The sequence below is a fragment of the Chromohalobacter sp. 296-RDG genome, from assembly GCF_029889885.1.
Lineage (GTDB): Bacteria > Pseudomonadota > Gammaproteobacteria > Pseudomonadales > Halomonadaceae > Chromohalobacter.
Genome location: NZ_JARANY010000001.1, coordinates 192,406 through 216,896 on the forward strand (window position 1 = coordinate 192,406; position 24,491 = coordinate 216,896).

The window sequence follows — 24,491 nt, forward strand, 5'->3', positions numbered from 1 at the left end:
TTCGTAGAGCGGTTTATATGTCGCGAGTAGCTCTATTAGCCCTATTCACTGATGCAGCCAATTGCGCAGTTTGAGCAGCAGCAGCTCGCCATCGCGGAGGGTGGCGCGTTCGATGAGCAGGTCGATCAGCGTTGCGGGGCGGTCGGTGATGATATTGTCGACGCCCATGTCGATGTAGCGCGACATGTCACGCGCACTGTTGACTGTCCAGACATGCAATTCACGGCCGCTGTCATGCACCATGCTGACGGTACCGGCATCAGCGCGGGTGTGGCGCAGGCCGATGATGTCGGCCGGGGTCGAGGTCAGAGCGCCAGGCAGCAGGAATTGAACGAACAGCGTGGTAGCGATATCGGGGGCGTATTCTTCGACGTCGCGAATCACCGTCGGCGATAAAGATGCGATGACCGCGCTGTCGGCGATGCCGTAACGCCGCAAACGTTCGACGACCGCTTCGATGAGCGCCTGCTCGTTGCCGGGGGCGGGCTTGAGCTCGACGTACAAGCGTGACTTGCCATGTGCCAGGCCAATCACCTGATCGAGCGTTGCCAAGCGTTCATCGGAGAAGTCAGCATCGAACCAGCTACCGATATCGATATCGCGCGTTTCCTCCAGCGTCAGGTCGTTGATATTAAGTGCCTGGCCGGTAAGGCGTTCCAGCGTGCGGTCGTGAGAGAGGACGACATTGCCATCGCGCAACAGTCTGACGTCCAGCTCCAGATAGTCGGCGCCTTCTTGGATGGCTTGGCGCATCGATGCCAGGGTATTTTCCGGTGCCGCCATCGAGCTCCCGCGGTGGGCGGTAACTGTGACCTCATCGCGTAGCTGGAAGTCACTCAGCACCCATCCCGCTTGGAGCAGCGCGAAGATCAGCAAGACGGCCTCGGCGGTCCAGGCCCACCAGCCCGACTGCTGGGGGGCCGGCGAGTCCGCGACACCAAGCATGCCGCCCCCCAAACGTCGATAGAGATTGGCCACCAGCAGGCTATTGGCTGCGACCCCCAGAAACGTCACGGCGATGATCGAAAGCGTGTAGGCCGCCACGTAGACCAGCATGACGGGCATCAGCAGCGAGATGCGATCCGGTAGGTAGCTGATCAGCGGCGATGCCAGGCTATTGAACAGGAGGCTGAACAGGACCGGCAGCGCGGCGATACCCAAGGCGAATGTCAGTGCCAGAGCCGTGATGCGCGCGTGTCGTCCCCGTGTTAGCGCACGGCTGCATGTCAGCGCCTGGAGTGGCGAAAGGCGGTCGAGCACCAGGGCGGGGAGTGCCAGGAACCAGCGCGCATAAAGCAGTGCTTGCAGCCAGAGTGCGATGAGTGCGAGGCCGCCGCCGAGCATGGCGAAATACCATAAGGCTGGGGGCTTCATGCGCATCACGACGTAGAGTTCGGCATCGCCGAGAAAGGCGTCGTAGCAATAGGCGATCAGCAGCACGAATGGGGTGGCGAGCAGCAAGTGGGCGCCGACCTGAAGGAATGTGAGTCCGGCGATGCTCGGAAAGTGGCGACCGATTTGCCACAGTGTATTCATCGTCGCCCGGTAGCGCCCCGGCCCGGGTACGGCGACCAACCGCATCATGCCGCTTTGCTGCAGGAAGATCAGCAGAAAACTCAGGCCCAGCGCCACGAGACCCCAGGCAAGGCCCAAGGGGGAAAGCGCCATGTCGGCAATTTGGGCATTGCTGAGTGCCTGACGATGGAAGGCATGCAGCAGACTGGTCAGAGTCCAGGTCGTCAACGGCACCAAAACGGCCGTGGCGAGGACGGTGAAGAATAGATGAAAAACCAGTAACGCTCGTCCCTGAGCGCGTAATTGGGTTGCAATGTCACCCAGCAACGTGCGGGTGGCGAGCATGACAACTCCTTCGTTTTCTATCAGGCTCTTGCAAGCCTCGCATCGTCGCTCGCTGCAGGCAAATGGCTGCGCTATCAGTCATCTAGCGTTAACGGCTCATGCGCAATCACGAAGGTGCCGTATCCGTTGATATAAAAAGACGCCGGGCGAGGCCCGGCGTCTTGTACAGCGATGCACGTCGAGGCGTTCTTTAGAACTGCCAGCCCACGGACGCGGTGAAGGAATCCACTTGATAGTCGCTGTCGAAGTCGTAGCGCTCATATTCGGCGCGCACCAGGAAGGGATTGAAGTTGAATTGCGCGCCGGCACCGTAGACCGGGTCCACGCCATCGTTATCCTTGAGGTCGGTGCTGGTGCCGCCGAGATTACCGTCGACGTCGGTTTCCCACTTCGCCATGCCCGCCTTGGCGAAAAGTTCGAACCAATTGGTGATGGGCAGCTTGCCGACCAGGCTGACGCCGTAGGCTTCTGAGTCGAGGTTGGTATTGGCCGTGTCGTTGCCCTTGAGCTCGACACTTCCGAGGTCCGCATAGAATGCCTCGGTGGCGAAGTAGCGGTTGAAGTTGTAGCCGACGAAGCCTTTGAAGACGTTGTCGTCGTCATCAGTATCGAAGTCCTCGCTGCCTGACTCGATAAACTCGTCAACGTCACCGTCATCGTTTTTCAACGAGCTGAAGCCGGTCCCGACACCGAAGTACAAGCCTTCGGGGCTGGGAGCGGCCATGGCGTTGGGGGTGAGGACGAGAAGACTCGATGTGGCCACGGAAGCGGTGATCAAAGTCTTGAGTTTCATGGTGTTCTCCTTGATTTTCTCATCACGACGTATCCTCGTGTGCCGGCTTCGAGGCACGGCACTGGGCGGTCGGAATGTCATGGCATCCTGCCGTCTCGTCCCATACTCGTATGGAATGGGGCGCGAACGAGCGTTTCATATCTAAGCGTCTGTCCAGCCCGCTGACAAGGTGAACAGTGTTAAAAAACGTACGCAGGCGTTGGTATATGGCGACGCCAATCAAAAAACGCCCCGCATTGGCGGGGCGTTTCGGTGACCTGCACTCTTTCTCAATAGGCGAGCATTGGAGACGAGTGGTCAGGCTTCCTCGGCGACCGGAATCACATTCGCGGCCGCGTGCTGGAACTCTTCTATCTCATGGAAGTTCATGTAGCGGTAGATTTCATCCGCCATGGCATTGAACTCGCTCATGTAGCCCTTGTATTCCTCGACGGTCGGCAAGCGTCCCTCGACGGCCGCGATGGCGGCCAGCTCGGCGGAGGCAAGATAGACATTCGCGCCGTCGCCCAGACGGTTGGGGAAGTTGCGCGTGGAGGTCGAGACCACGGTTGACTTGGGCGCTACGCGTGCCTGGTTGCCCATGCACAGCGAGCAGCCCGGCATTTCCATGCGTGCACCAGCGCGCCCATAGATGCCGTAATATCCCTCTTCCGTCAACTGATGTTGGTCCATCTTGGTGGGCGGTGCAAGCCACAAACGGGTCTTCAGGCTACCGGCGGGTTGTTTCTCGAGCAGTTTGCCGGCGGCGCGGAAGTGGCCGATGTTGGTCATGCACGAGCCGATGAATACCTCGTCGATCTGCTCGCTGGCGACGTCGGAGAGCAGGCGCGCGTCATCGGGATCATTGGGCGCGCACAGCACGGGCTGGTCGAGTTCGCTCATGTCGATCTCGATCACTGCGGCATACTCGGCGTCGCCATCGGCACGCATCAGGCTGGGGTCGGCCAGCCATTCCTGCATGGCTTGGATGCGGCGCTCCAGCGTGCGGGCATCGCCATAGCCATTGTCGATCATCCATTTGAGGAGGGTGACGTTGGAGTTTAGATACTCGGCGACCCGCTCCTCGCCCAGGGTGATCGTGCAGCCAGCGGCACTACGTTCGGCAGAGGCGTCGGAAAGCTCGAATGCCTGCTCGGCGGTGAGATCCTCGAGGCCTTCGATTTCCAGAATACGGCCCGAGAAAAAGTTCTGCTTGTTCGACTTCTCGACAGTCAGGAGGCCGTCCTTGATAGCGTAATAGGGGATCGCATGCACCAGGTCGCGCAGCGTTATGCCGGGTTGGCGTTCGCCCTTGAAACGCACCAGTACGGACTCTGGCATATCCAGCGGCATGACGCCGGTGGCAGCGGCGAAGGCGACCAGACCCGAGCCCGCCGGGAAGGAAATCCCCATCGGAAAGCGAGTGTGGGAATCGCCGCCGGTGCCGACGGTATCTGGCAACAGCATGCGGTTGAGCCACGAGTGGATGATGCCATCCCCCGGACGCAGCGAGACGCCGCCACGGTTCATGATGAAGTCGGGCAGGGTGTGATGGGTCTCCACATCGACCGGCTTCGGGTAAGCCGCAGTGTGGCAAAATGACTGCATCACCAGATCGGCCTGAAAGCCGAGGCAGGCCAGGTCCTTGAGTTCGTCGCGGGTCATCGGGCCAGTGGTGTCCTGCGAGCCGACAGTGGTCATCTTGGGTTCGCAGTACATGCCGGGGCGTACGCCGCCCATGCCGCAGGCCTTGCCGACCATCTTCTGCGCCAGGGTGAAGCCCTTGCCTGTACCGATCGGTTGTTCGGGCTTGCGGAAGACCTCGGAGCCGGCTAAACCGAGTTCGTTGCGCGCTTTCTCGGTCAGGCCACGGCCCACGATCAACGGAATGCGGCCGCCAGCACGCACCTCGTCGAGGATGACCTGGGTCTTGAGTTCGAAGGTGGAGACGACCTCGTCGCTGTCGTGGCGTGTCACCCTGCCTTCATAAGGATAGACATCGATGACATCGCCCATCTCGAGCTTGGAGACATCCATCTCGATCGGCAGGGCGCCGGCATCTTCCATGGTGTTGAAGAAGATCGGTGCGATCTTGCCGCCGAAGACGAAGCCGCCGGCGCGCTTGTTGGGCACGTTAGGGATGTCGTCGCCGAAGAACCACAATACGGAGTTGGTGGCCGACTTGCGCGACGAGCCGGTGCCCACGACATCGCCGACATAGGCGACCGGGAAGCCTTTCGCCTTGACCTCGTCGATCTGCGCGATGGGGCCCTTGCTGCCTGGCGCTTCCGGCGTAATGCCCTCGCGCGGGTTCTTGAGCATGGCGTTGGCATGCAGCGGAATATCCGGGCGCGACCAGGCGTCTGGCGCGGGGGAAAGGTCATCGGTGTTGGTTTCGCCCGGTACCTTGAATACCGCGATGCTGATCTTCTCGGCTAGGGCCGGCTTGGCGAGGAACCACTCGGCTTCGGCCCAGGATTCGAGCACGGCTTGCGCGATGGCGTTGCCGTTCTTGGCGCGTTCGGCAACATCGTGGAAAGCATCGAACATCAAGAGGGTGTGCTTGAGCTGCTCACCGGCTTCCTGGGCGAGGGCGTCATCGTCAAGGAGTTCGACCAGGGTTGCGATGTTGTAGCCGCCTTGCATGGTGCCGAGAAGCTTGACCGCATGGGTCTTGTCGATCAGTGGCGACGTAGCCTCGCCCTTGGCGATGGCGGTGAGGAAGCCGGCCTTGACGTAAGCGGCTTCGTCCACGCCGGGGGGGACGCGGTTGGTGAGCAGCTCGAGAAGCGTTTCTTCCTCGCCGGCGGGCGGTGCCTTGAGCAACTCGACCAGTTCGGCGGTCTGCTCGGCGTTGAGCGGCTGGGATGGCACGCCTTCGCGCGCGCGTTCCTCGGCATGTTGGCGGTAGGCTTCAAGCACGTTGGGACCCTCGTCAGTCATCGAAACCAGGGCGGTGCGCGTGGCGATAATCGCTTCCACGCTCGCGCACGACGGACACGACCTGGGACAGGTTGTCACCGGTCTAAATAGGCAGCGAGATTCTACTCGAAACTGTCGACAATGTTAATAAGACGGTCTGTGCCGGGCGCTGAGAGAATGGTAAAAGGCATTCTGGTGCACGACGGTCGCTGTCGTGGCGCGCTCGCGATATCATACTTGCTCGGGTAAAGGGGGAGGTGAGATGGTCGCCAACGAGAGCAAGGCAAAGCGTCTCCAGTGCCATGCGTGGGATCGTGCTCGACTCGCACCCGATGCCTTGTACGCCGCGTTGCAGAAAGCGTTGATGCAGGAGGCGCTCCACCGCCTGACGACAGCGCCGACCGAGCCTTGCGTTTAACTTTCATTACCCTCTCAATGGATAGAAGAAAGCCATGTCCACGGACGTAAACACCCTGCTACCCCAAGAATTGTTGAACTTCTTGCCGTGTCCGACGCCGGATGCTTGGGTGCAAGCAGCGCTGGCGCATCCGTCGCTATTGCTCATCGATCACGCTCAATGCGAAAAAAAGGCGGCATCCACGGCGATGAACCTGATGTATCGCTATGTCGAGCATACCGAGTTGCTGACCAAGATGTCGCAGTTAGCCCGCGAGGAGCTCTTGCATTTCGAACAGGTGGTGACCTTGATGCGCGCGCGTGGCGTGCGCTACCGCCAACTCAGCGCCTCGCGTTATGCAGCGGGGTTGCGACAACATGTCGGCAAGGACGATCCGCAACGGCTGGTCGATACCCTTATCGTTGGCGCCTTCATTGAGGCGCGCTCCTGTGAACGTTTCGCGTCTCTGATCCCTTTTCTGGATGATGAGCTTGCCAAGTTCTATCGCGCTCTGGTCAAGTCGGAAGGACGCCATTACGAAGATTACCTGGCACTGGCACAGCAGTATGCCACGCAGGATATCGCGCCGCGTATCGCGTTTTTCGCCGAGCGTGAGCGCGAACTGATCGAATCCCCGGATACCTGCTTTCGTTTCCACAGTGGTGTGCCGTCGGCAGCGTGATCGCGCTCGCCGTCGGTACTGGCCCCATCAGGGTATGACGACGATGATTCAGGACACTCCGGTGCCGCCTCGATTGATGCTTTTCGGGCATTTTTCGATGACGCTGGGGCGCACCACGCTCACCCAGTTCAGCTATGACAAGGTCAAGGCGTTGTTGGTCTACCTGTTGCTCAACGAGCAAGCGGCCAATCGTGCCGGACTAGCGGAAATGCTGTGGCCCGCTCAAGGCCTGTCGTCGGGTCGAACCAATTTGCGTCATGCGCTGCATTGCCTGCGGCAATGTCTCGGCGATGAGGCTGAGTCAGTCTTGACGGTTTCGCGTCAAAGCATCGAATTGCGCCTGGAATCGCATTGGGTGATGGATGTGCGTCGCCTCGAGACGCTGCTGCAAGCGCCGCCCGAGATCGGTGCCATCGATGAGTTGCTGACGCTGTATCGCGGCGACCTGGTCGAAGAACTGCACTTGCCGCAGTGCAGTGATTTTCAGCGTTGGCTGGTCAAAGTGCGCGGCGAATGGCGCCAACGCATGATCGCCTATATCGAGCATGCGCTGGACGGCGTCGATGATGTATCCGAGGCGATATTGCGCCAGCTGGTGAGCCGTTTCTCGGGGTATGGTCCCTTCCATGAACGCCTGGTGCGCCAGCTGGCCGAGAAGGGACAAATTGCCGCCGCGCATGAGCAGTTCAATGCCTATCTAGAGTTGCTGGCGCTTTCCGGCCAGCAGCCTGATGCCGAGTTTCTACAGCTGGCGCGCTACTGGTCGGATGGTGCGCAGCCGACGGCGCCCACCTCGCCCCAGGGCGCTTTCTCGCGGACGGTGGCGCTGGACAGTGCTCCTGTGCGCGAAGACGAGATCGACTATCGACAGCTATCGGTAATGGCGATTCGCCTGCACTTGCAGGGCGACTGGCAGGAGCGTGCTCAGGGGCATGCTTGTCTGCTCTTGCAGGTAGAGTTGATGCGTTGGCTGGAGCGCCAATGCCATCTACTGGGTGGATTCTGGCTGCCTGGCGCTACCGGAGGACTGGGGCTAGCCTGTTTCGGCACCCACGGACCGACACACCAATTGGCCGAGCTGGTGGCATTGTACGAACATTGCCGTCGCCAGCTACCCGAAGAGGTTCAGCGACACTGGTCGGGCGGCGATCCGGCGCCGCGTTTCGAACTGGCTGCAGGGCTCAACAGCGGGCGAGGGTTATATTTGCCCGAACGTCGCTTGGCCGATCCTTTGGGACAGGTGACGCAACCGGCACTCGAACTCATGAGTGCCGCTCAAGGCAGCGAGCTGGTGATTTCGCAAGAGGCGAGCCAGCACATGCCCCCCGCGCTGGATCTGCAGCCGCGCCTGACGACGCGCTTGCTGGCTGCCGATGGGCGAGTGCGCCTGCGGGCGTTGGTACTGGGGGTCGACGAAGGTGGACGCGATGCCACACCGCCGAGCTTGATCGGACGCGAAGCGGCACTGCGACAGTTGCGAGATGCGCTGGCCCGGGTGGTCATCGGATTGCGCCAGAGCGTGCTGGTGCAAGGTGCACTGGGCAAGGGCAAGTCGGCGTTGCTGGTAAGCTTCCGGCAACTGGAGCAAAGCCAGGAGATTGCCCTGTGTTGGCAGCCAACGACCCGGTTGTCGACCCAGACGCCTTACGGGGTGGTGCGTTCGCTGTTGCGTTGGTATCTCGACCGAGATGTCGATAGCTCTACGCTGGCCGCCTGGTTGGCCAATGAATCGACGCTGGACGAATCGCGGCGCGAGGTGCTCTACCACGCGCTGAGCGATGGCGGGAGCGGTGACATCGGTGAGAGTCTCGAGCCGGTCACGCAACTCTTCCATTCGCTGATAGAGCGCATCACAGCGAGCCGTCCGCTGGCCTTGGTCATCGACGACCTGCAATGGCTGGATGAGCTCTCGCTCAAGATGTTGCTGGCATTGCAGGCACGCCTGCCGATCAATGTCCCCTTCATGCTGATTGCCAGCCATCATGGGCGCGAGGCGTTGCCGGTGCGGCTCGACTGGGACCAGCAAATCGTGCTGGGACGCCTGGACAGCACGCAGTCATCACGCTTGCTAGTGCAACTGGCCAAGCATTATCGGCTGCACATCAGCCCGCGTCTGCGTGAGCAGCTCATCGAGCGTTGCGACGGAGTGCCGCTTTACTTGCAGGAAATTTGTCGGCGTCTCGATATGGATCGGCGCGAGGGGCGTCGCGTCCAGGTGGATGAGCTGCCACGCGGCTTGCTGGGACTTCTTTCCAGCCGCATCGAGCAGCTCGATGCCGACCGTGATGTGGCGCATGTCGCGGCAGTGCTCGGGCGCCAATTCCGGGGCACCTTCTTGCGCGAATGTACTGGGCTCGGCGAGACACGCCTCAAGCAAGTACTCGATCACATGCAGCGCCTGGAGATCATCGAGCCCTGCCATGGCGATAACCCGTTCGACTACCAGTTCGTTCATCAGCTGTTGCAGGAAGCCGCGTACCTTTCCTGTCCGCGCGATGTCAGAGAGCGGCTACACCACCAGGTCGTCACGCTCATCGAGGAACGCTTCCCGGCCTCGATTGGTCAGCATCCAGGATATTTCGCGTCTCACCTGCGGCATAGCGGCGACCATGCGCGAGCGGCGCGCTACTTCGAGCTTGCCGCGCGGGCCGCCCTCAAGTTGAGTGCCAACCGCACGGCACTACAGATGGCCGACTCGGGCCTGGAGTGCCTGCAAGATCTTGCCTCGCAGGAAGAGCGCCATATCAGCCTGTTGACGGTGCGCGGCCAGGCTGCCTTTGCGCTCGAAGGGCACGGTTCGCCCACGGCACATGAGAGCTTCGTGCGCGCCAAGGATATGTTGGGGACGCTGGAGGCGCGACGCGTCGAAGACGACGATCCGGATGACGAGCAACCGTTCCTGGTGACTTGGGGGTTATGGGTCGGCTGCAGCCAGCGCCATGCACATGCAGATGCGTTTGCATTGGCGTCGCGCTTGTCGACATGCGCCGAAGGCCTCGTCGATCCACGCTACCAGCGCCTGGCGGATTACGCGCGTGCGCATTGCGAATATTGGGTGGGACGCGTCCGCCATGCTGTCGAGCATCTTGAGGAAATCGATCCGTTGCATCAGCCGATGGTGCTCGATTGGCTGCCATTTTCCGATCATCCGCAGATCGCCGCGGCTTGCTACCATGCTTGGGCCTTGTGCCTGCGCGGCGACTATCTGCGTGCCGAACAACAGATCGAGGCGGCAATACGCCTGGCCGAGTCGATCAAGCATCCTGGCTCGTTGGCACTGTCGTTGATTTTCGCCGCAGCATTGTATCGCCAGTTAGGGCATGTGCACATGGCGGCGACACGCGCCGAACGCGCGCACGAAGTGACGTCGACGCCGGATCTGCATCTCTGGCATTACGCGGCGCAAGGCATTCTCGGCTGGTACAATGCGATGAGTGGCGACCCCCAGGGCCTGGAGCTGCTCGAAGAGAGCATGGAGCGGGCGACCGAGGCCACGGGGCAAGATCGTTATCAGCGCCCTTTGCTGTGGTACGGCGATGCATGCCTGGCGCTGGGAGAATATGCTCGGGCCGAGGACTATCTGGACCAATGCTTGATGGTCGCGCGTGAACGCGATTCGTTATATTTGCCCGAGCTGACCTTGCAAATGGTGCGCGTTCGCCACGCGCTGGGGGGCGCGCCTCAGGACGTGCGTCGCTTGGCCGAACAGGCCTATCGCGTGGCGAGCGAGCAGGAGAATCGGCATCACCAGATCAATGCTTGCGAAGTCTGGCTAACGCTGGTCGATCCCGATGACGACGATATGCGGCAACGGTTCCGCCAATGGCTGGGCCAGGTCTCGTTGACTGATGCCCCGATGCTGGTGCGCTGGCGCTTGCAACTGGATCGAGCCTTCGAGCCGCAGCGCGAGCGGACATGATTGCCAGCTCAGCGTCGTTAGATCGCGAATTCGCGTAGTTGGGGTGTGGCATCGTCCACGACACGCACTTCCCAGCCACTGCCGGGCCGCCAGTCGCCGAGTACGATACGCTGGGCAGGCTGACCGTCGAGATGGAAGTCGTGTACCGCTGGGCGGTGCGTATGGCCATGGAGCAGCGTGGTGACGCCATGCGCGCGCATGGCTTCTTCAACTTCCGCCGGCGTCACGTCCATGATCGCATCGGCTTTTTGCGTGTTGGCGTCCGCGGATTGCAGGCGCAGGCTCTTGGCCAGCTCCAGGCGCTGCTCGATGGGCAAGGCGAGAATCTGAGCTTGCCACTCGGGATCTCGCGACATGGCACGAAACTTCATGTACTCCTCATCGCCGGTGCACAGGCTATCGCCGTGCATCAGCAGTACGCGCTGGTTGCCCAGGGTCACAAGGCTCGGGTCATCGAGCAGGGTGGCGCCGGCGGCATCGGCGAAGGCGTGACCGACCAGAAAGTCTCGATTGCCATGCATGAAATAAATCTGGGTGCCGGCGTCGCTGAGGCGCTTTAGCGCATCGATGACCTGACGCTCCAGGTCACCGAGGTAGTCATCGCCGATCCAGGCTTCGAAAATATCGCCAAGCAGGTAGAGCGTGTCGGCGTGGCGTGCCTCAGTCTCCAGATAGTTCAGAAAGCCGTGGACGATGTCCGGCTGGCCTGCGTGGAGGTGTACATCGGAAATCAGCAGGGTGGTCATCGTGCTGGCGTCCTCATGGGCGTGCGTGTAACGGTAGTCAACTGCCTGAACGCCGCGCCGGATATCGGCACGGCATCGCGCCTTGTCAGTCTTCGACGTAGGCGTGTTCGAGGATAACGTCTTCGGCGGGCACATCGGCGTGCATGCCGCGGCGCGTGGTGGGAACGTTCTTGATCTTCTCGACGACGTCCATACCGTCGGCGACCTCGGCGAAGACGCAATAGCCCCAGCCTTGTGTGGACTTATCGCGATGGTTGAGGAAGTCATTGTCGGCGACGCTGATGAAGAATTGCGCGCTAGCGGAATGCGGATCCTGAGTGCGCGCCATGGCCACGCTGCCTTTGACATTCTTCAGACCGTTGTCCGCTTCGTTGTCGATCGGTGCGCGGGTGGGCTTTTGTTCGAACTGAGTGTCGAAACCGCCGCCCTGAATCATGAAACCATCGATGACCCGGTGGAACAGGGTATCGTCGTAATGGCCGTCGCGTACGTATTGCTCGAAGTTGGCCGCGGTCTTGGGCGCGTTTTCATGGTCGAGGCGCATACGAATGCTGCCGTAATTGGTTTGCAGAACGATCATGGGCGTATCCTGGCGAAGAGAACTGAGCGCGACTTGGCGTCACGCGCTGGCGTCGCGCTATAATAGCGGCTTTGCACCCGCGGGCGAAACCGTGTCGAGGCGCCAGCCAGTGCTTTGACGTGCCCTCCGGTCACTTCGCGAACGAACAGAGGTTCTTTAGACAGCCCATGAGCGTAGATAGCCACTCCGCCCCGAATTTCATCCGCAATCAGGTTCGCGAGGAAATCGAGGCTGGTCGCCAGGATACCATCGTCACTCGGTTTCCGCCGGAACCCAACGGTTTCCTGCACATCGGCCATGCCAAGTCGATCTGTCTGAATTTCGGGCTTGCCGAGCAGTTTGGCGGTCAATGCCACCTGCGTTTCGACGACACCAATCCCGCCAAGGAAGAGCAAGCCTATATCGACGCGATCAAGGCTGATATCACCTGGTTAGGGTTCGAGTGGAATGGGGCAGTGCGCTACGCCTCGGATTACTTCGATCAGTTGTATGCCTGGGCGCAGCATTTGGTGCGCGAGGGCAAGGCGTATGTCGATGACCTGTCCCCCGACGAGATTCGTGAATACCGCGGCACCTTGACCGAAGCGGGCAAGCCGAGCCCGTATCGCGATCGCACGCCTGAGGAAAACCTCGATCTGCTCGAGCGTATGCGCAAGGGCGAGTTCGCAGAAGGCGAGAAGGTGTTGCGAGCCAAGATCGACATGGCGGCATCCAACATCAACCTGCGTGACCCGATCCTTTATCGTGTGCGACATGCCCACCATCATCAGACGGGTGACAAGTGGAGGATCTACCCGTCCTACGATTTTACGCATGGCCAGTCGGATGCGCTCGAGGGCGTCACCCACTCCCTCTGTACACTGGAGTTCGAGGATCATCGTCCGCTTTACGAGTGGTTTCTGGAGAACCTCCCGGTGCCGGTCAAGCCGCGTCAGATGGAATTCGCACGTCTCAACCTTGCGTACACGGTGACCTCCAAGCGTAAGCTCAAACTGCTGGTCGACCAGGGGATCGTGGATGGCTGGGACGATCCGCGCATGCCGACGATCTCGGGCATGCGTCGACGCGGTTATACACCGGGGTCGGTGCGTAAGTTCTGCGAGATGATCGGCGTGACGCGGGCCGACGGCGGCATGGTAGATATCGCCATGCTGTACCATGCGATTCGCTCCGACCTGGAAGACAACGCGCCGCGTGCGATGTGCGTGCTCAAGCCCCTCAAGGTGGTGTTGACCAATCTCCCCGAGGATCATCAGGAAACCTTCGAAGTGTCTGGCCATCCGGCGCGTGATGATATGGGCGTGCGTCACTTGCCGTTGACGCGCGAGGTGTGGATCGACCGTGACGATTTTATGGAAGAGCCGCCCAAGAAGTTCTTCCGCCTTGCGCCGGGCAAGGAAGTACGTCTGCGCAATGCCTATGTGATCCGTTGCGACGAGGTCATCAAGGACGCCGACGGCGAGGTCCAGGAACTACGCTGCAGTGTCGATCTCGACACGCTGGGCAAGAACCCCGAAGGGCGCAAGGTGAAGGGCGTCATTCACTGGGTGAGTACCTCGCATGCCGTGCCGGTGGAGGTGCGCCTGTACGATAACCTGTTCCAGGTCGAGGCGCCGGATCGTGACCGTGACGTTGATTTTCTCGAGCACTTGAATCCCGAGTCGCTGCGTATCGTTGAAGGTTACGCCGAGCCGAGCCTGGCCGATGCCGAGCCCGAAAGCCGCTATCAGTTCGAGCGCGTGGGCTATTTCTGCACCGACCGCCATGAATGTCGCGATGGCAAGCGGGTTTTCAACCGTACGGTGGGGCTCAAGGATGGTTGGGCCAAGGCGCAGAAGAAAGGCTGAGAGGGGTTCATCGTGCAGATCTACAATACACTGACGCGTCGCAAGGAAACGTTAACGCCACTCGAGGCGGGACGAGTGCGCATGTACGTCTGCGGGATTACCGTCTACGACTACTGTCATATCGGTCATGCTCGCGTCATGGTCGCCTTCGACATGATTACCCGCTATCTTCGCTGGCGCGGGTTCGATGTCGACTACGTGCGTAATATCACCGATATCGATGACAAGATCCTCAAGCGGGCCGAGGAGAATGGCGAGCCGATCGCAGCGCTGACCGAGCGCATGATCGATGCCATGCACGAAGACGAAGGGCGAATTGGCGTATTGCGTCCGGATCGCGAACCACGTGCCACGGCACATGTCGATGATATCGTCGCGATGGTTCAGCGCTTGATCGACAAGGGGTATGCGTATCTGGCCGCCAACGGTGATGTCTATTATCGCGTGCGGCGTTTCGAGGGGTACGGCAAGCTCAGCAATCGCGATCTCGATGACATGCGTTCGGGCGCGCGTATCGAAGTCGAGGCCGCCAAGGAAGACCCGCTGGACTTCGTGCTGTGGAAAGCCGCCAAGCCGGGCGAGGAGAGCTGGCCGTCGCCGTGGGGCGCAGGACGACCGGGTTGGCATATAGAGTGCTCGGCGATGTCGACGTGCTGCCTGGGCGATACCTTCGATATTCATGGCGGTGGACCGGACCTGGTTTTTCCCCACCATGAAAACGAGATCGCGCAAAGCGAGGCGGCGACCGGGCAAGCCTACGTCAATACCTGGATGCATGCGGGCGCGGTCCGGGTCGATCATGAAAAGATGTCCAAGTCGCTGGGCAACTTCTTCACGATCCGCGAAGTCCTGGAGGTGCATGCCCCCGAGGTGGTGCGCTATCTGCTTCTGGCCAGCCATTACCGCAGCCCCCTCAATTATGCTCCTGACGCGCTGGGCGAGGCGCGCCGTTCCCTGGAGCGCTTTTACAACGCGTTGCAGGGCGTCACCCCGGTGGCCGGCGAGTTGGAGGCGGGGTATCGCGAACGTTTCGTGGCCGCGATGGATGACGATTTCAATACCGCTGAGGCCTTGGCAGTGCTGTTCGACCTAGCGCGCGAGTTGAACCGCACCAAGCAGGATGTCTCGGAATGTGCACCAGCGTTGGCTTACGAGCTCATATCGCTGGGCGGTGTGCTGGGGTTCTTCGGGCAAGCGCCCGCCGATTTCCTGCAGGCAGGGGCGGGACGACTGCCGATGACCGAGGAAGAAATCGAGGCACACATCGAGGCGAGGGCGCAGGCCAAGAAGGCCAAGGACTTCGCTACCGCCGATGGCATACGCGATGAATTGGCGGCGCTGGGGATTGTGCTGAAGGATAGCCGCGAAGGCACGACCTGGGTGATCGAAGGCCGCTAAGCTCTGCCTGAAACGTCGGCGAGCGCAGAAGGTCCATAAACGACAAAACCCGCGACCCGATCGCGGGCTTTGTCATGCATTCGGCCTGATGCGTGTCGCGGTCGACTCAGGCCGGTGTTCCCAGGCGCTTGACCATGGCTTCGACCATCAGCGCCGAATGCGTGGCGGCTTGCTCGATGAAGGCCTTGAAGGAAAGATCGGACTCCTTGCCGGCGATATCGGAAAGCGCACGAATGACGACGAACGGACAGTCGTAGAGGTGGCAGGTCTGAGCGATGGCCGCCGCTTCCATTTCGGCGGCCAGCATGCTCGGAAAGCGTTCGCGTGCCTGCGCCACCATGGCCTCATCGGCCATGAAGACATCGCCCGTGCAGATCAGGCCTTCCGTGACACGTAGCTCGCCGAGTCCCTCTATGCACTCCCGGGCGACCTCGACCAGGCGAGGGTCGGGGAGGTAGGCGGGAGGCATCTGAGGCACCTGGCCGTACTCATAGCCGAATACCACGGCGTCGACGTCGTGGTGACGCACCTCGCTGGAGATGACCACGTTCCCAACTTCGAGGTCGGCCCCGAAGCCGCCCGCCGAGCCCGTGTTGATGACAACGTCGGGTTTATAGAGTTCGAGTATCTGGGTGGTGCCAACGGCGGCATTCACCTTGCCGATACCTGATTGCAGGATGACGACCTCGACACCGTGCAAGTGGCCGGTGTGAAAAGTCGAGCCGGCGTGTTGGCGGGTCTGGCCGTTTTCCAGGTGCGAGGCGAGGAGTTCGACCTCCTCGGCCATGGCACCGATGATGGCGATCTTGTGCATGTAGGGCGTGATCCCTCTCTCGATCAGGCGAATACCTGATTCCATTCGTTGCGTTTGGCCAGCAGATCACGAGCCAGTGCTTGGGCGCCTTCGAGGCTGTGGCTAGCGGCCCAGCCGCACTGCATTTCACTGCAGGCCGGCACTTCCTCGGCGACGAGAACGTCGTTGAGGGTCTTGTCGATCAGATCGAGGGCGTCGTCATAGTTGTCGTGATTGATCATCGAGATATAAAAGCCGGTCTGGCAGCCCATGGGGCTGATGTCGAGCACCTTATCGGTATGGTTACGCGACAGCTCGGCCATCAGGTGTTCCAAGGAATGCAAGTCGGGCATTTCCATGTGCGCCTTGTTGGGCTGGCAGATGCGCAGATCGTACTTGTGAATCGCGTCGCCCTGTTCACCGGTCTTGATGCCGGCCAGACGCACATAAGGTGCCTTGACCTTGGTGTGGTCGAGGTTAAAGCTTTCGACATTCATTTCTTTATCGCTCATCTATCCACTCCTTTTCTCGATCTCGGTATCGCCATTCATTGTAACGCCTGTATGTTAGGCATGCATGCCGTCGTGGAGTTCGGCGGCAAGCAGGGTGTTCTCTAGTAGTGAGGCGACCGTCATGGGGCCGACGCCGCCCGGTACGGGGGTAATGAAACTGGCGCGTTCGGCGGCAGGCGCGAACTCGACATCGCCTGCGAGCTTGCCATCGGCCTGGCGATTGATGCCCACGTCGATGACGATGGCATCTTCCTTGACCCATTCGCCCTTGACGAGCCCCGGCGTGCCAACAGCGACGATGAGCAAGTCGGCACGGCGTACGTGCGATTCGAGATCTCGGGTGAAGCGGTGGCAAACAGTGGTCGTACTACCCGCCAGCATCAGCTCCATGGCCATGGGGCGCCCAACGATATTAGAGGCGCCGACGACGACTGCATCCAGACCGCGTGCCTGAATGCCGCTTTCCTGTAAAAGCGTCATGATGCCTTTGGGGGTGCAAGGGCGCAGCACGGGAAGTCGTTGAGCGAGGCGGCCGAGATTGTAAGGATGAAAACCATCGACATCTTTATCAGGCCGGATACGCTCGAGAATCGGGCGTTCGTCGAGATGCTCGGGTAGGGGGAGCTGAACCAGAATACCGTCGATGCCGGTGTCGGCATTCAGCGAGTCGATCAATGCCTCGAGTTCTGCCTGCGTGGTCGAGGCGGGCAGTTGGTGCTGCACCGAATGCAGGCCGGCCTGATCGCAGGCGCGGTGCTTGTTGCGGACGTAGACGTCGGAAGCGGGATCTTCGCCAACGAGGACGACCGCGAGTCCCGGGGCACGCTTACCGTCATGGCGGCGTGCCTGGACCTGGCGAGATACCTGTTCGCGGACGTTAGCGGCAATCGCCTTGCCGTCGATCAACTGAGCGGTCATCGACTCGTTCCTTTAGACATGCGTGGCCCGATACTGGGCCGACGTTAAAGAGAGGCGCAATTTTCGCACGCTGGGAGGCGCAGTCAATGTATCCCTCGCGTGAAGAAGGCGGAAGGTAGAACGTAAGGGCTTGACCTGGCAAGGAAGATGCGTAGAATACGCTGCGCATCGACGGGCTCGATTGGCCATGCCCAAGCGGTCTCGGGGCAACGGGGTATAGCGCAGTCTGGTAGCGCGCCTGCTTTGGGAGCAGGATGTCGGGGGTTCAAATCCCTCTACCCCGACCAGCATCCGGATCCTCTCGAGGGTCGGTTCCAGGTTGGGTCTGTGCCGGCGTTATCAAGCGCTCATAGCTCAACCGGATAGAGCAACGGCCTTCTAAGCCGTAGGTTGCAGGTTCAAGTCCTGCTGGGCGCACCAGGCTCAAAGCCAAAAGCCAGGTTTGAAGCCAAAAAGAGTGTCGATGTCGGGAGAATTCCCGTGCGTATCAAGTCATGGTGGATGTAGCTCAGTGGTAGAGCCCCGGATTGTGGCTCCGGTGGTCGTGGGTTCGATCCCCATCGTCCACCCCATACTTGAACGTGCAGCAACAAATCGTCGTGGTGGATGTAGCTCAGTGGTAGAGCCCCGGATTGTGGCTCCGGTGGTCGTGGGTTCGATCCCCATCGTCCACCCCAGCGATGATTTTCCTCTTCTTGTTCCCCCCTTTGTTTGCTTCCTTTAGCGTAGTCCTCATTTCCATGAGTCGTACTCCGCACGCCTGAATCGAGGTACCTCGTTCGGTTTTTTGTGTCATCAAGATGACTACTAGCCCTTTTTTCGTGTCTTTTCCCTTGTAAGATGAGGCATATACCCCCATAAACTTCGTAGTGCGCTTGCCAGCGCGAATGGGGATTCATAGAATCCTCGTCTTATACGTATTTTCAGAACGCCCCCAGTCGGTAGAGGATCATTCATGCAAGTTTCCGTTGAGTCGACTTCCCAGATCGAACGTCGTGTCACCGTCCAAGTGCCGGCTACCGAAGTCGATCAAGCCGTGGCTACCCGCCTGCAGGAAACCGCCAAAAACGTACGGCTGAACGGCTTTCGGCGTGGCAAGATTCCGATGACGGTCGTACGCCAGCGTTTTGGCCCAGAAGTCCGCAACGAAGTAGTGGGCGAAATGATGCGTCAGCATTATGTGCAGGCGATCACTCAGGAAAGCCTCAATCCGGCGGGTTCTCCGCAGGTAGAGCCGACCGTGGATGAAGACGGGAAGGATCTGGAGTTCGTCGCGATCCTTGAGGTGTATCCCGAGTTCGAGCTCAATACGATCGAAAATGCCGAGATCGAGCGCCCCTATGCGGATGTGGCCGAGGCCGATGTCGATCAGATGATCGACACGCTGCGTTCACAAAACTCCGAGTGGGAAGAAGTCGAGCGTGCTGCGGCCGATGGCGATCAGGTGACCGTCGATTTCCAAGGGTTTCTGGGCGATGAGCCGTTCGAAGGTGGCGCCGCCGAAGGTCATGAGCTGGAGCTGGGGTCCAATAGCTTCATTCCCGGCTTCGAAGAGCAGTTGGTGGGTGCCCAGGCCGGTGACGATCTCGAGATCAAGGTGACCTTCCCCGAAGATTATCAGGCGGAGCATCTGGCGGGCCAGGAAGCCACCTTCAAAGTGACAGTGCACAAAGTGGCCGGCAAGCAGCTGCCTGAAGTCGACGAAGAGTTCATCAAGCGCTTCGGGATCGAAGAGGGTGGCGTCACTGCCTTTCGCGCCGATGTGCAGAAGAACATGGAGCACGAGCTATCTCAGGCCGTGACCAGTCGCGTCAAGCAGCAGGCTCTTGAAGCGTTGCAGCAGGCCAATGATATTCCGGTCCCGCAGTCATTGATTCAGCAGGAGACCGAAGGACTCAAACGCCAAGCCGCGCAGCAGTTCGGTCTAGGGGAAGACTTCGATGTTTCCCAACTGCCCGACGAGCTGTTCGCCGACCAGGCGAAGAAGCGCGTTCAGGTTGGCTTGCTGTTGGCTGAAGTCGTCAAGGTCAATGAGCTCGACGCCAGCGACGACGAAATCAAGGCGCACGTCGAAGAGTTGGCACAGCAGTATCAGCAACCCGAACAAGTGGTTGAGCATTATCTCAATAATGAGGACATGAAAAACCAGGTCAAGTCCTCGGTTCTTGAAGACAAGGCGGTTGACAAGCTGCTAGCGCAAGCTCAGGTTAAGGATGTCGAGATGCCCTACGAGCAGGCTTTGCAAGCGGCGCAACAGCAGCAAGAAGCAGATAATGAGGGCGAAGCGCAGGAAGAGACAAACGCTTGAGCGTTCTCTCGCGTGCCGTCGAAAGTGTCTGCACCCGGCTACGGCCGGGTCTCTAGTCACTGGAGCAATTAGTCACCGGATTTAAGGAAGCCACGCAATGGGCAACGAGTTCGATATCAGCAATGCCGGCGGTTTAGTCCCCATGGTCGTGGAGCAGAGCGCGCGTGGCGAGCGGTCCTACGACATTTATTCTCGCCTGCTCAAGGAGCGCGTCATCTTTTTGATTGGCCCAGTCGAAGACTACATGGCCAATCTGGTGGTAGCTCAGTTGTTGTTTCTCGAATCCGAGAATCCCGACAAGGATATCCACCTTTACATCAATTCGCCGGGCGGTTCTGTGACGTCGGGGATGTCGATCTACGATACCATGCAGTTCGTCAAGCCTGACGTATCCACCGTGTGCGTCGGCCAGGCTGCCAGCATGGGGGCGTTGCTGCTTGCCGGCGGTGCCGAGGGCAAGCGCTACTGCCTGCCGCACTCGCGGATGATGATTCATCAGCCGCTGGGCGGCTACCAGGGTCAGGCCGCGGATATCGAGATCCACACCAAGGAAATTCTCAACATCCGTCAGCAGCTCAACGAGATTCTCGCCAAGCATACCGGCCAAGATGTGGAAACGGTGGCACGAGACACGGATCGCGATAATTTCATGGGCGGCGCCCAGGCGGCCGAGTACGGCCTCATCGATGCCATGCTGGATAAGCGCCCTGTATCCTGATAGCGTTTAACCAAACATGGTAGCGATTAGCGAGACATGCATTTATTACCGGCGGTTCCTCAGGGCCGCTGCTATCACGAGGTACACGAATGGCTGACGGCAAAGGCAAAGACGAGAGCGGCAAATTGCTGTACTGCTCGTTCTGTGGCAAGAATCAGAACGAAGTGCGCAAGCTGATCGCGGGTCCTTCCGTCTACATCTGTGACGAATGTGTCGATCTATGCAACGACATCATTCGCGAAGAAGTGCTGGAAGCCGATGCCGAGGGTGACGACGAGCGCCTGCCGGCACCGCGCGAGATCCGTTATACACTGGACGATTTTGTCATCGGGCAGGACCGTGCCAAGCGGGTGCTGTCGGTAGCGGTCTACAACCATTACAAGCGTCTTCGTGCCGATGTGAAGACCGACGATGTCGAACTTGGCAAGTCGAATATTCTTCTGATCGGCCCGACCGGTAGTGGTAAGACCTTGCTGGCCGAGACCATGGCCCGATTGCTTAACGTTCCTTTTACGATCGCCGACGCGACGACCCTGACCGAAGCTGGTTATGTGGGTGAAGATGTCGAGAACATCATCCAGAAGCTGCTGCAGAAGTGCGAGTACGATGTCGACAAGGCGCAGCGCGGGATCGTCTACATCGACGAAATCGACAAGATTTCGCGCAAGTCGGACAACCCCTCGATTACGCGCGATGTCTCCGGTGAAGGCGTCCAGCAGGCCCTGCTCAAGTTGATCGAGGGCACTACGGCCTCGATACCACCTCAAGGCGGTCGCAAACATCCCCAGCAGGAATTTCTGCAGGTCGATACCAGCAATATGCTGTTCATTGTCGGCGGGGCGTTTGCCGGGCTCGAGAAGGTGATCCGTGATCGCATCGAGAAAGGTGGCATCGGTTTTAACGCGGAGGTGAAGAGTAAGGACTCCGAAAAATCGATGGGGGATGTCCTCGCTGGCGTCGAGCCTGAAGACCTGGTCAAGTTCGGTTTGATTCCGGAATTCGTGGGCCGTGTTCCGGTCATCGCGACGCTGACCGAGCTCAGCGAAGAGGCCTTGGTCCAGATCCTTACCGAGCCCAAGAACTCGCTGATCAAGCAGTACACGCACCTGTTCTACATGGAGGGTGTCGAACTGGAATTTCGCGAGGATGCCTTACGCGCCGTGGCCCACAAGGCCATAGAGCGCAATACTGGCGCGCGTGGTTTGCGCTCGATCCTCGAGTCCGTGCTGCTTGATACCATGTACGAGGTTCCATCGCTGGAGGATGTCACCAAAGTGGTCATTGACGCTTCGGTCATCACCGGTGACAGCGACCCGCTGCTGATATATTCCCAGCAGGAAGAAAGCAAGGTGGCTGGCAAGGACGGTTGAGCCCTAGCCTGAGTCACCCTGGGGGCCTAAGGGCCCCCTTTTCGTATGTGTCCCCGTCTGGAGCCATGAAACCTACGGGCTGCACGGTTGCATCATGCTGGATGCGCCCCCATTTCTCTGGCATTAGTGCCGTCTCGCGGCCCATGCACCGAATTAGTTGAGGAACGTCTGCGATGGAGCAGAACGCTGAACAGACCTTGAGTCTTCCCCTTTTGCCGCTGCGGGACGTGGTTGTCTACCCGCAGATGGTGATTCCGCTGTTCGTGGGGCGCGAGAAGTCGATTCGCGCGCTCGAGACGGCCATGGAAAACGACAAGCGGATATTGCTCGTTGCCCAGCGCGAAGCCGGTCAGGACGAACCGGAATTCGGCGATCTCTTCGATGTCGGTACGGTAGCTGAAATCATGCAGCTGCTTAAGCTGCCCGATGGCACCGTCAAGGTATTGATCGAAGGCGATTACCGTGCCGACGTCCGCGATATCCATGAGGACGATGCGGGTTACGTCTCTGCCGAGGCTTTGCGCCGTGAAAGCGAGACATTGACCGAACGCGAGCAGGAGTCGCTGGTCCGGGTGCTGCTCAATCAGTTCGAGCAGTACGTCAAGCTGTCCAAGAAGGTGCCCAACGAAGTCCTCGATTCGTTGTCCGGCATCGAGGACCCCAGCCGCTTGGTGGATACCATCTGTGCTCATCTGTCGCTCAAGATCGGCGACAAGCAGGAATTGCTCGAGATGGACCGGGTGCGTGATCGTATCGAGCACCTGATGGCGCTGATCGAATCCGAGATCGATTTGCTGCAGGTGGAAAAGCGCATCCGCTCGCGCGTCAAGGACCAGATGGAGAAGTCGCAGCGCGAGTATTATCTCAACGAGCAGATGAAAGCCATCCAGAAGGAAATGGGTGAGCTCGAGAATGCGCCCAATGAGGCCGACAAGTATGAGCAACTGATCGAATCCACGGGCATGCCCAAGGAAGCGGCCGAGAAGGCGCGTCAGGAGTTGGGCAAGCTCAAGATGATGGCGCCGACCTCGGCCGAGGCGACTGTTGTGCGTTCGTACCTCGATTGGTTGGTGGCGGTCCCCTGGAAGAAGCGCTCGCGCGTCAAGCACGACTTGGTGAACGCGCAGAAAGTGCTCGATGAAGACCACCATGGCCTGGAAGAGGTCAAGGAGCGGATTCTTGAGTATCTTGCCGTCCAGAAACGTGTCAAGAAGCCCAAGGGGCCTGTGCTCTGCCTAGTGGGCCCCCCGGGGGTTGGCAAGACCTCGTTGGGGCAATCTATCGCGCGGGCCACCAACCGGCGCTATGTGCGCCTGGCACTGGGCGGGATTCGCGACGAGTCGGAGATCCGTGGTCACCGGCGTACCTATATCGGTTCGTTGCCGGGCAAGATGATTCAGCGCATGAGCAAGGCCGAAGTGCGCAATCCGCTCTTCCTGCTCGACGAGGTCGACAAGGTCGGCATGGATCACCGGGGTGACCCGTCATCGGCACTTCTCGAAGTACTCGATCCCGAGCAGAACAATAGCTTCAGCGATCATTACCTGGAGCTGGACTACGACCTGTCCGATGTCATGTTCATCTGTACTGCGAACTCGATGAACATTCCCGAGCCGTTGCTCGACCGCATGGAAATCATTCGGTTGCCCGGTTACACCGAGGACGAGAAGCTGGCAATCGCCAAACGGTATCTGGTGCCCAAGCAGCTCAAGTCCAATGGTCTCAAGGATGAAGAACTCAACTTCTCCGACGAGTCGCTACTTGAGCTTGTGCGCTATTACACGCGTGAAGCGGGCGTACGCGAACTGGAGCGCCAAATCGCCAAGGTCAGCCGCAAGGTACTGCGCGAGCGTGTCGAGGCCGAGAAGCAGCAAGGTGCGCAAGGTCCTCAATTGCTTGCCGCATCGGATATCGAAGCCTACGCCGGTGTGCGTCGTCATAGCTATGGCCTGGCCGATCAGCAGGATCAGGTAGGGCGTGTCACCGGGCTTGCCTGGACATCGGTGGGTGGTGAGTTGCTCAATATCGAGTCGGTGGTATCGCCGGGCAAGGGGCGTCTCAACAAGACGGGGTCGCTTGGCGATGTCATGAAGGAGTCCGTGGATGCCGCGCATACCGTGGTGCGGGCGCGTGCCAAGGCGCTGGACATCGACCCCGACCGTTTCGAGAAGGAAGACCTGCACATTCACGTGCCGGAAGGGGCAACGCCCAAGGACGGTCCCAGTGCCGGCGTCGCTATGGTCACCGCGATGGTGTCGGCGTATACCGCGCGTCCGGTCCGTTGTGACGTGGCGATGACCGGTGAAGTCAATCTGCGTGGAGAAGTGATGCCGATCGGCGGTCTCAAGGAGAAATTGCTGGCGGCGCGACGCGGTGGTATAAAGACGGTGCTAATACCGGAGGAAAACCGCCGGGATCTCAAGGAGGTGCCGGACAATATCAAGGATGCGTTGGATATCCGGTCCGTTAAATGGATTGATGAAGTTCTCGACGCGGCGCTGGTCGGAAAGGCAGAGGTTGAAACCGGTGATTCCCTAGCGGAAACTAGTCAACCTCCGCGTTCCAACATCAGCACGCATTGACAGAATTTAGCGGCCATGTCGTGGTATAAAACCGCGCATGGCGCGGCTCGGCGTGAAGCTTTCTTGACAAGAGTTTCGTAGCATTGCTATAAATTCCAGCCTTTGTTGTGACGCTTCAGGAAGTGGAAGTTTCGCGCCGATTTCCAGTCATTACCGAAACAGTCAAG

At 59.7% G+C, this 24,491-nt stretch carries 16 protein-coding genes and 4 tRNA genes; 12 read left to right on the forward strand and 8 right to left on the reverse strand.

The window, feature by feature from the left end; translation table 11 throughout:
* Positions 1–45: 45 nt before the first annotated feature.
* From OP495_RS01015 to acnB, 3 genes are all read right to left on the reverse strand, one after another.
* Entirely contained in the window at positions 46–1,860 is a 1,815-nt protein-coding gene (locus OP495_RS01015) for a glycerophosphodiester phosphodiesterase (protein WP_280566582.1), read from the reverse strand.
* A 190-nt stretch (positions 1,861–2,050) separates the two neighbouring features.
* On the reverse strand, positions 2,051–2,653 hold the full coding sequence (locus OP495_RS01020) for a porin family protein (protein ID WP_280566585.1): 603 nt from the start codon (positions 2,651–2,653) through the stop codon (positions 2,051–2,053).
* A 297-nt stretch (positions 2,654–2,950) separates the two neighbouring features.
* Positions 2,951–5,554 (reverse strand): bifunctional aconitate hydratase 2/2-methylisocitrate dehydratase, encoded by a 2,604-nt coding sequence (acnB, locus tag OP495_RS01025; RefSeq protein WP_280566645.1) that lies wholly within the window; start codon positions 5,552–5,554, stop codon positions 2,951–2,953.
* A gap of 452 nt (positions 5,555–6,006) precedes the next feature.
* On the opposite strand from acnB, the gene OP495_RS01030 reads away from it, so the two are divergent.
* Both OP495_RS01030 and OP495_RS01035 read left to right on the forward strand, forming a co-directional pair.
* A complete protein-coding gene (locus OP495_RS01030; RefSeq protein WP_280562175.1) occupies positions 6,007–6,633 on the forward strand; it encodes a tRNA-(ms[2]io[6]A)-hydroxylase in 627 nt (208 codons plus the stop codon).
* Between the two features lie 43 nt (positions 6,634–6,676).
* Complete coding sequence (locus OP495_RS01035; RefSeq protein ID WP_280566587.1) at positions 6,677–10,552, forward strand: AAA family ATPase; 3,876 nt, start codon at positions 6,677–6,679, stop codon at positions 10,550–10,552.
* 17 nt (positions 10,553–10,569) lie between these two features.
* Here OP495_RS01035 and OP495_RS01040 read toward each other — a convergent pair whose 3' ends face one another.
* Both OP495_RS01040 and OP495_RS01045 read right to left on the reverse strand, forming a co-directional pair.
* A complete protein-coding gene (locus OP495_RS01040) occupies positions 10,570–11,298 on the reverse strand; it encodes a UDP-2,3-diacylglucosamine diphosphatase (RefSeq protein ID WP_280566589.1) in 729 nt (242 codons plus the stop codon).
* A gap of 85 nt (positions 11,299–11,383) precedes the next feature.
* Positions 11,384–11,878, reverse strand: coding sequence for a peptidylprolyl isomerase (locus OP495_RS01045; RefSeq protein WP_280562172.1), 495 nt, complete (start codon positions 11,876–11,878; stop codon positions 11,384–11,386).
* 167 nt (positions 11,879–12,045) lie between these two features.
* Between OP495_RS01045 and OP495_RS01050 the strand changes: the two genes are divergently transcribed.
* Both OP495_RS01050 and cysS read left to right on the forward strand, forming a co-directional pair.
* Positions 12,046–13,725 (forward strand): glutamine--tRNA ligase/YqeY domain fusion protein, encoded by a 1,680-nt coding sequence (locus tag OP495_RS01050; protein WP_280562170.1) that lies wholly within the window; start codon positions 12,046–12,048, stop codon positions 13,723–13,725.
* A gap of 12 nt (positions 13,726–13,737) precedes the next feature.
* The gene (gene cysS, locus OP495_RS01055; RefSeq protein WP_280566591.1) at positions 13,738–15,123 is read left to right on the forward strand and encodes a cysteine--tRNA ligase; all 1,386 of its coding nucleotides are present in this window, start codon (positions 13,738–13,740) and stop codon (positions 15,121–15,123) included.
* 106 nt (positions 15,124–15,229) lie between these two features.
* Here cysS and mtnN read toward each other — a convergent pair whose 3' ends face one another.
* Genes mtnN through folD form a run of 3 tightly spaced genes read right to left on the reverse strand, consistent with a single transcriptional unit; the run spans position 15,230 to position 17,346 of the window.
* On the reverse strand, positions 15,230–15,937 hold the full coding sequence (mtnN, locus tag OP495_RS01060) for a 5'-methylthioadenosine/S-adenosylhomocysteine nucleosidase (RefSeq protein ID WP_280562381.1): 708 nt from the start codon (positions 15,935–15,937) through the stop codon (positions 15,230–15,232).
* Between the two features lie 23 nt (positions 15,938–15,960).
* On the reverse strand, positions 15,961–16,428 hold the full coding sequence (locus tag OP495_RS01065) for an S-ribosylhomocysteine lyase (protein WP_280566593.1): 468 nt from the start codon (positions 16,426–16,428) through the stop codon (positions 15,961–15,963).
* A 54-nt stretch (positions 16,429–16,482) separates the two neighbouring features.
* Positions 16,483–17,346 (reverse strand): bifunctional methylenetetrahydrofolate dehydrogenase/methenyltetrahydrofolate cyclohydrolase FolD, encoded by an 864-nt coding sequence (gene folD, locus OP495_RS01070; RefSeq protein ID WP_280562166.1) that lies wholly within the window; start codon positions 17,344–17,346, stop codon positions 16,483–16,485.
* Between the two features lie 210 nt (positions 17,347–17,556).
* Between folD and OP495_RS01075 the strand changes: the two genes are divergently transcribed.
* The 8 genes from OP495_RS01075 to lon all read left to right on the forward strand — a co-directional run bounded on the left by OP495_RS01075 (position 17,557) and on the right by lon (position 24,324).
* Positions 17,557–17,633: transfer RNA gene (locus OP495_RS01075), tRNA-Pro, on the forward strand.
* A gap of 56 nt (positions 17,634–17,689) precedes the next feature.
* A tRNA-Arg gene (locus OP495_RS01080) sits at positions 17,690–17,766 on the forward strand.
* 77 nt (positions 17,767–17,843) lie between these two features.
* Positions 17,844–17,918: transfer RNA gene (locus tag OP495_RS01085), tRNA-His, on the forward strand.
* Positions 17,919–17,948: 30 nt separating this feature from the next.
* Positions 17,949–18,023: transfer RNA gene (locus OP495_RS01090), tRNA-His, on the forward strand.
* Positions 18,024–18,301: 278 nt separating this feature from the next.
* A complete protein-coding gene (gene tig, locus OP495_RS01095; protein WP_280562165.1) occupies positions 18,302–19,654 on the forward strand; it encodes a trigger factor in 1,353 nt (450 codons plus the stop codon).
* 97 nt (positions 19,655–19,751) lie between these two features.
* Positions 19,752–20,372 carry an ATP-dependent Clp endopeptidase proteolytic subunit ClpP gene (gene clpP, locus OP495_RS01100; protein WP_280562164.1) on the forward strand — a complete coding sequence of 207 codons (621 nt, stop codon included), beginning with the start codon at positions 19,752–19,754 and terminating at the stop codon, positions 20,370–20,372.
* An 89-nt stretch (positions 20,373–20,461) separates the two neighbouring features.
* Positions 20,462–21,742: an ATP-dependent Clp protease ATP-binding subunit ClpX gene (clpX, locus tag OP495_RS01105; RefSeq protein WP_280562163.1), complete on the forward strand. Its 1,281-nt coding sequence runs from the start codon at positions 20,462–20,464 to the stop codon at positions 21,740–21,742.
* A 173-nt stretch (positions 21,743–21,915) separates the two neighbouring features.
* Entirely contained in the window at positions 21,916–24,324 is a 2,409-nt protein-coding gene (lon, locus tag OP495_RS01110; protein ID WP_280562162.1) for an endopeptidase La, read from the forward strand.
* Positions 24,325–24,491 lie beyond the last annotated feature (167 nt).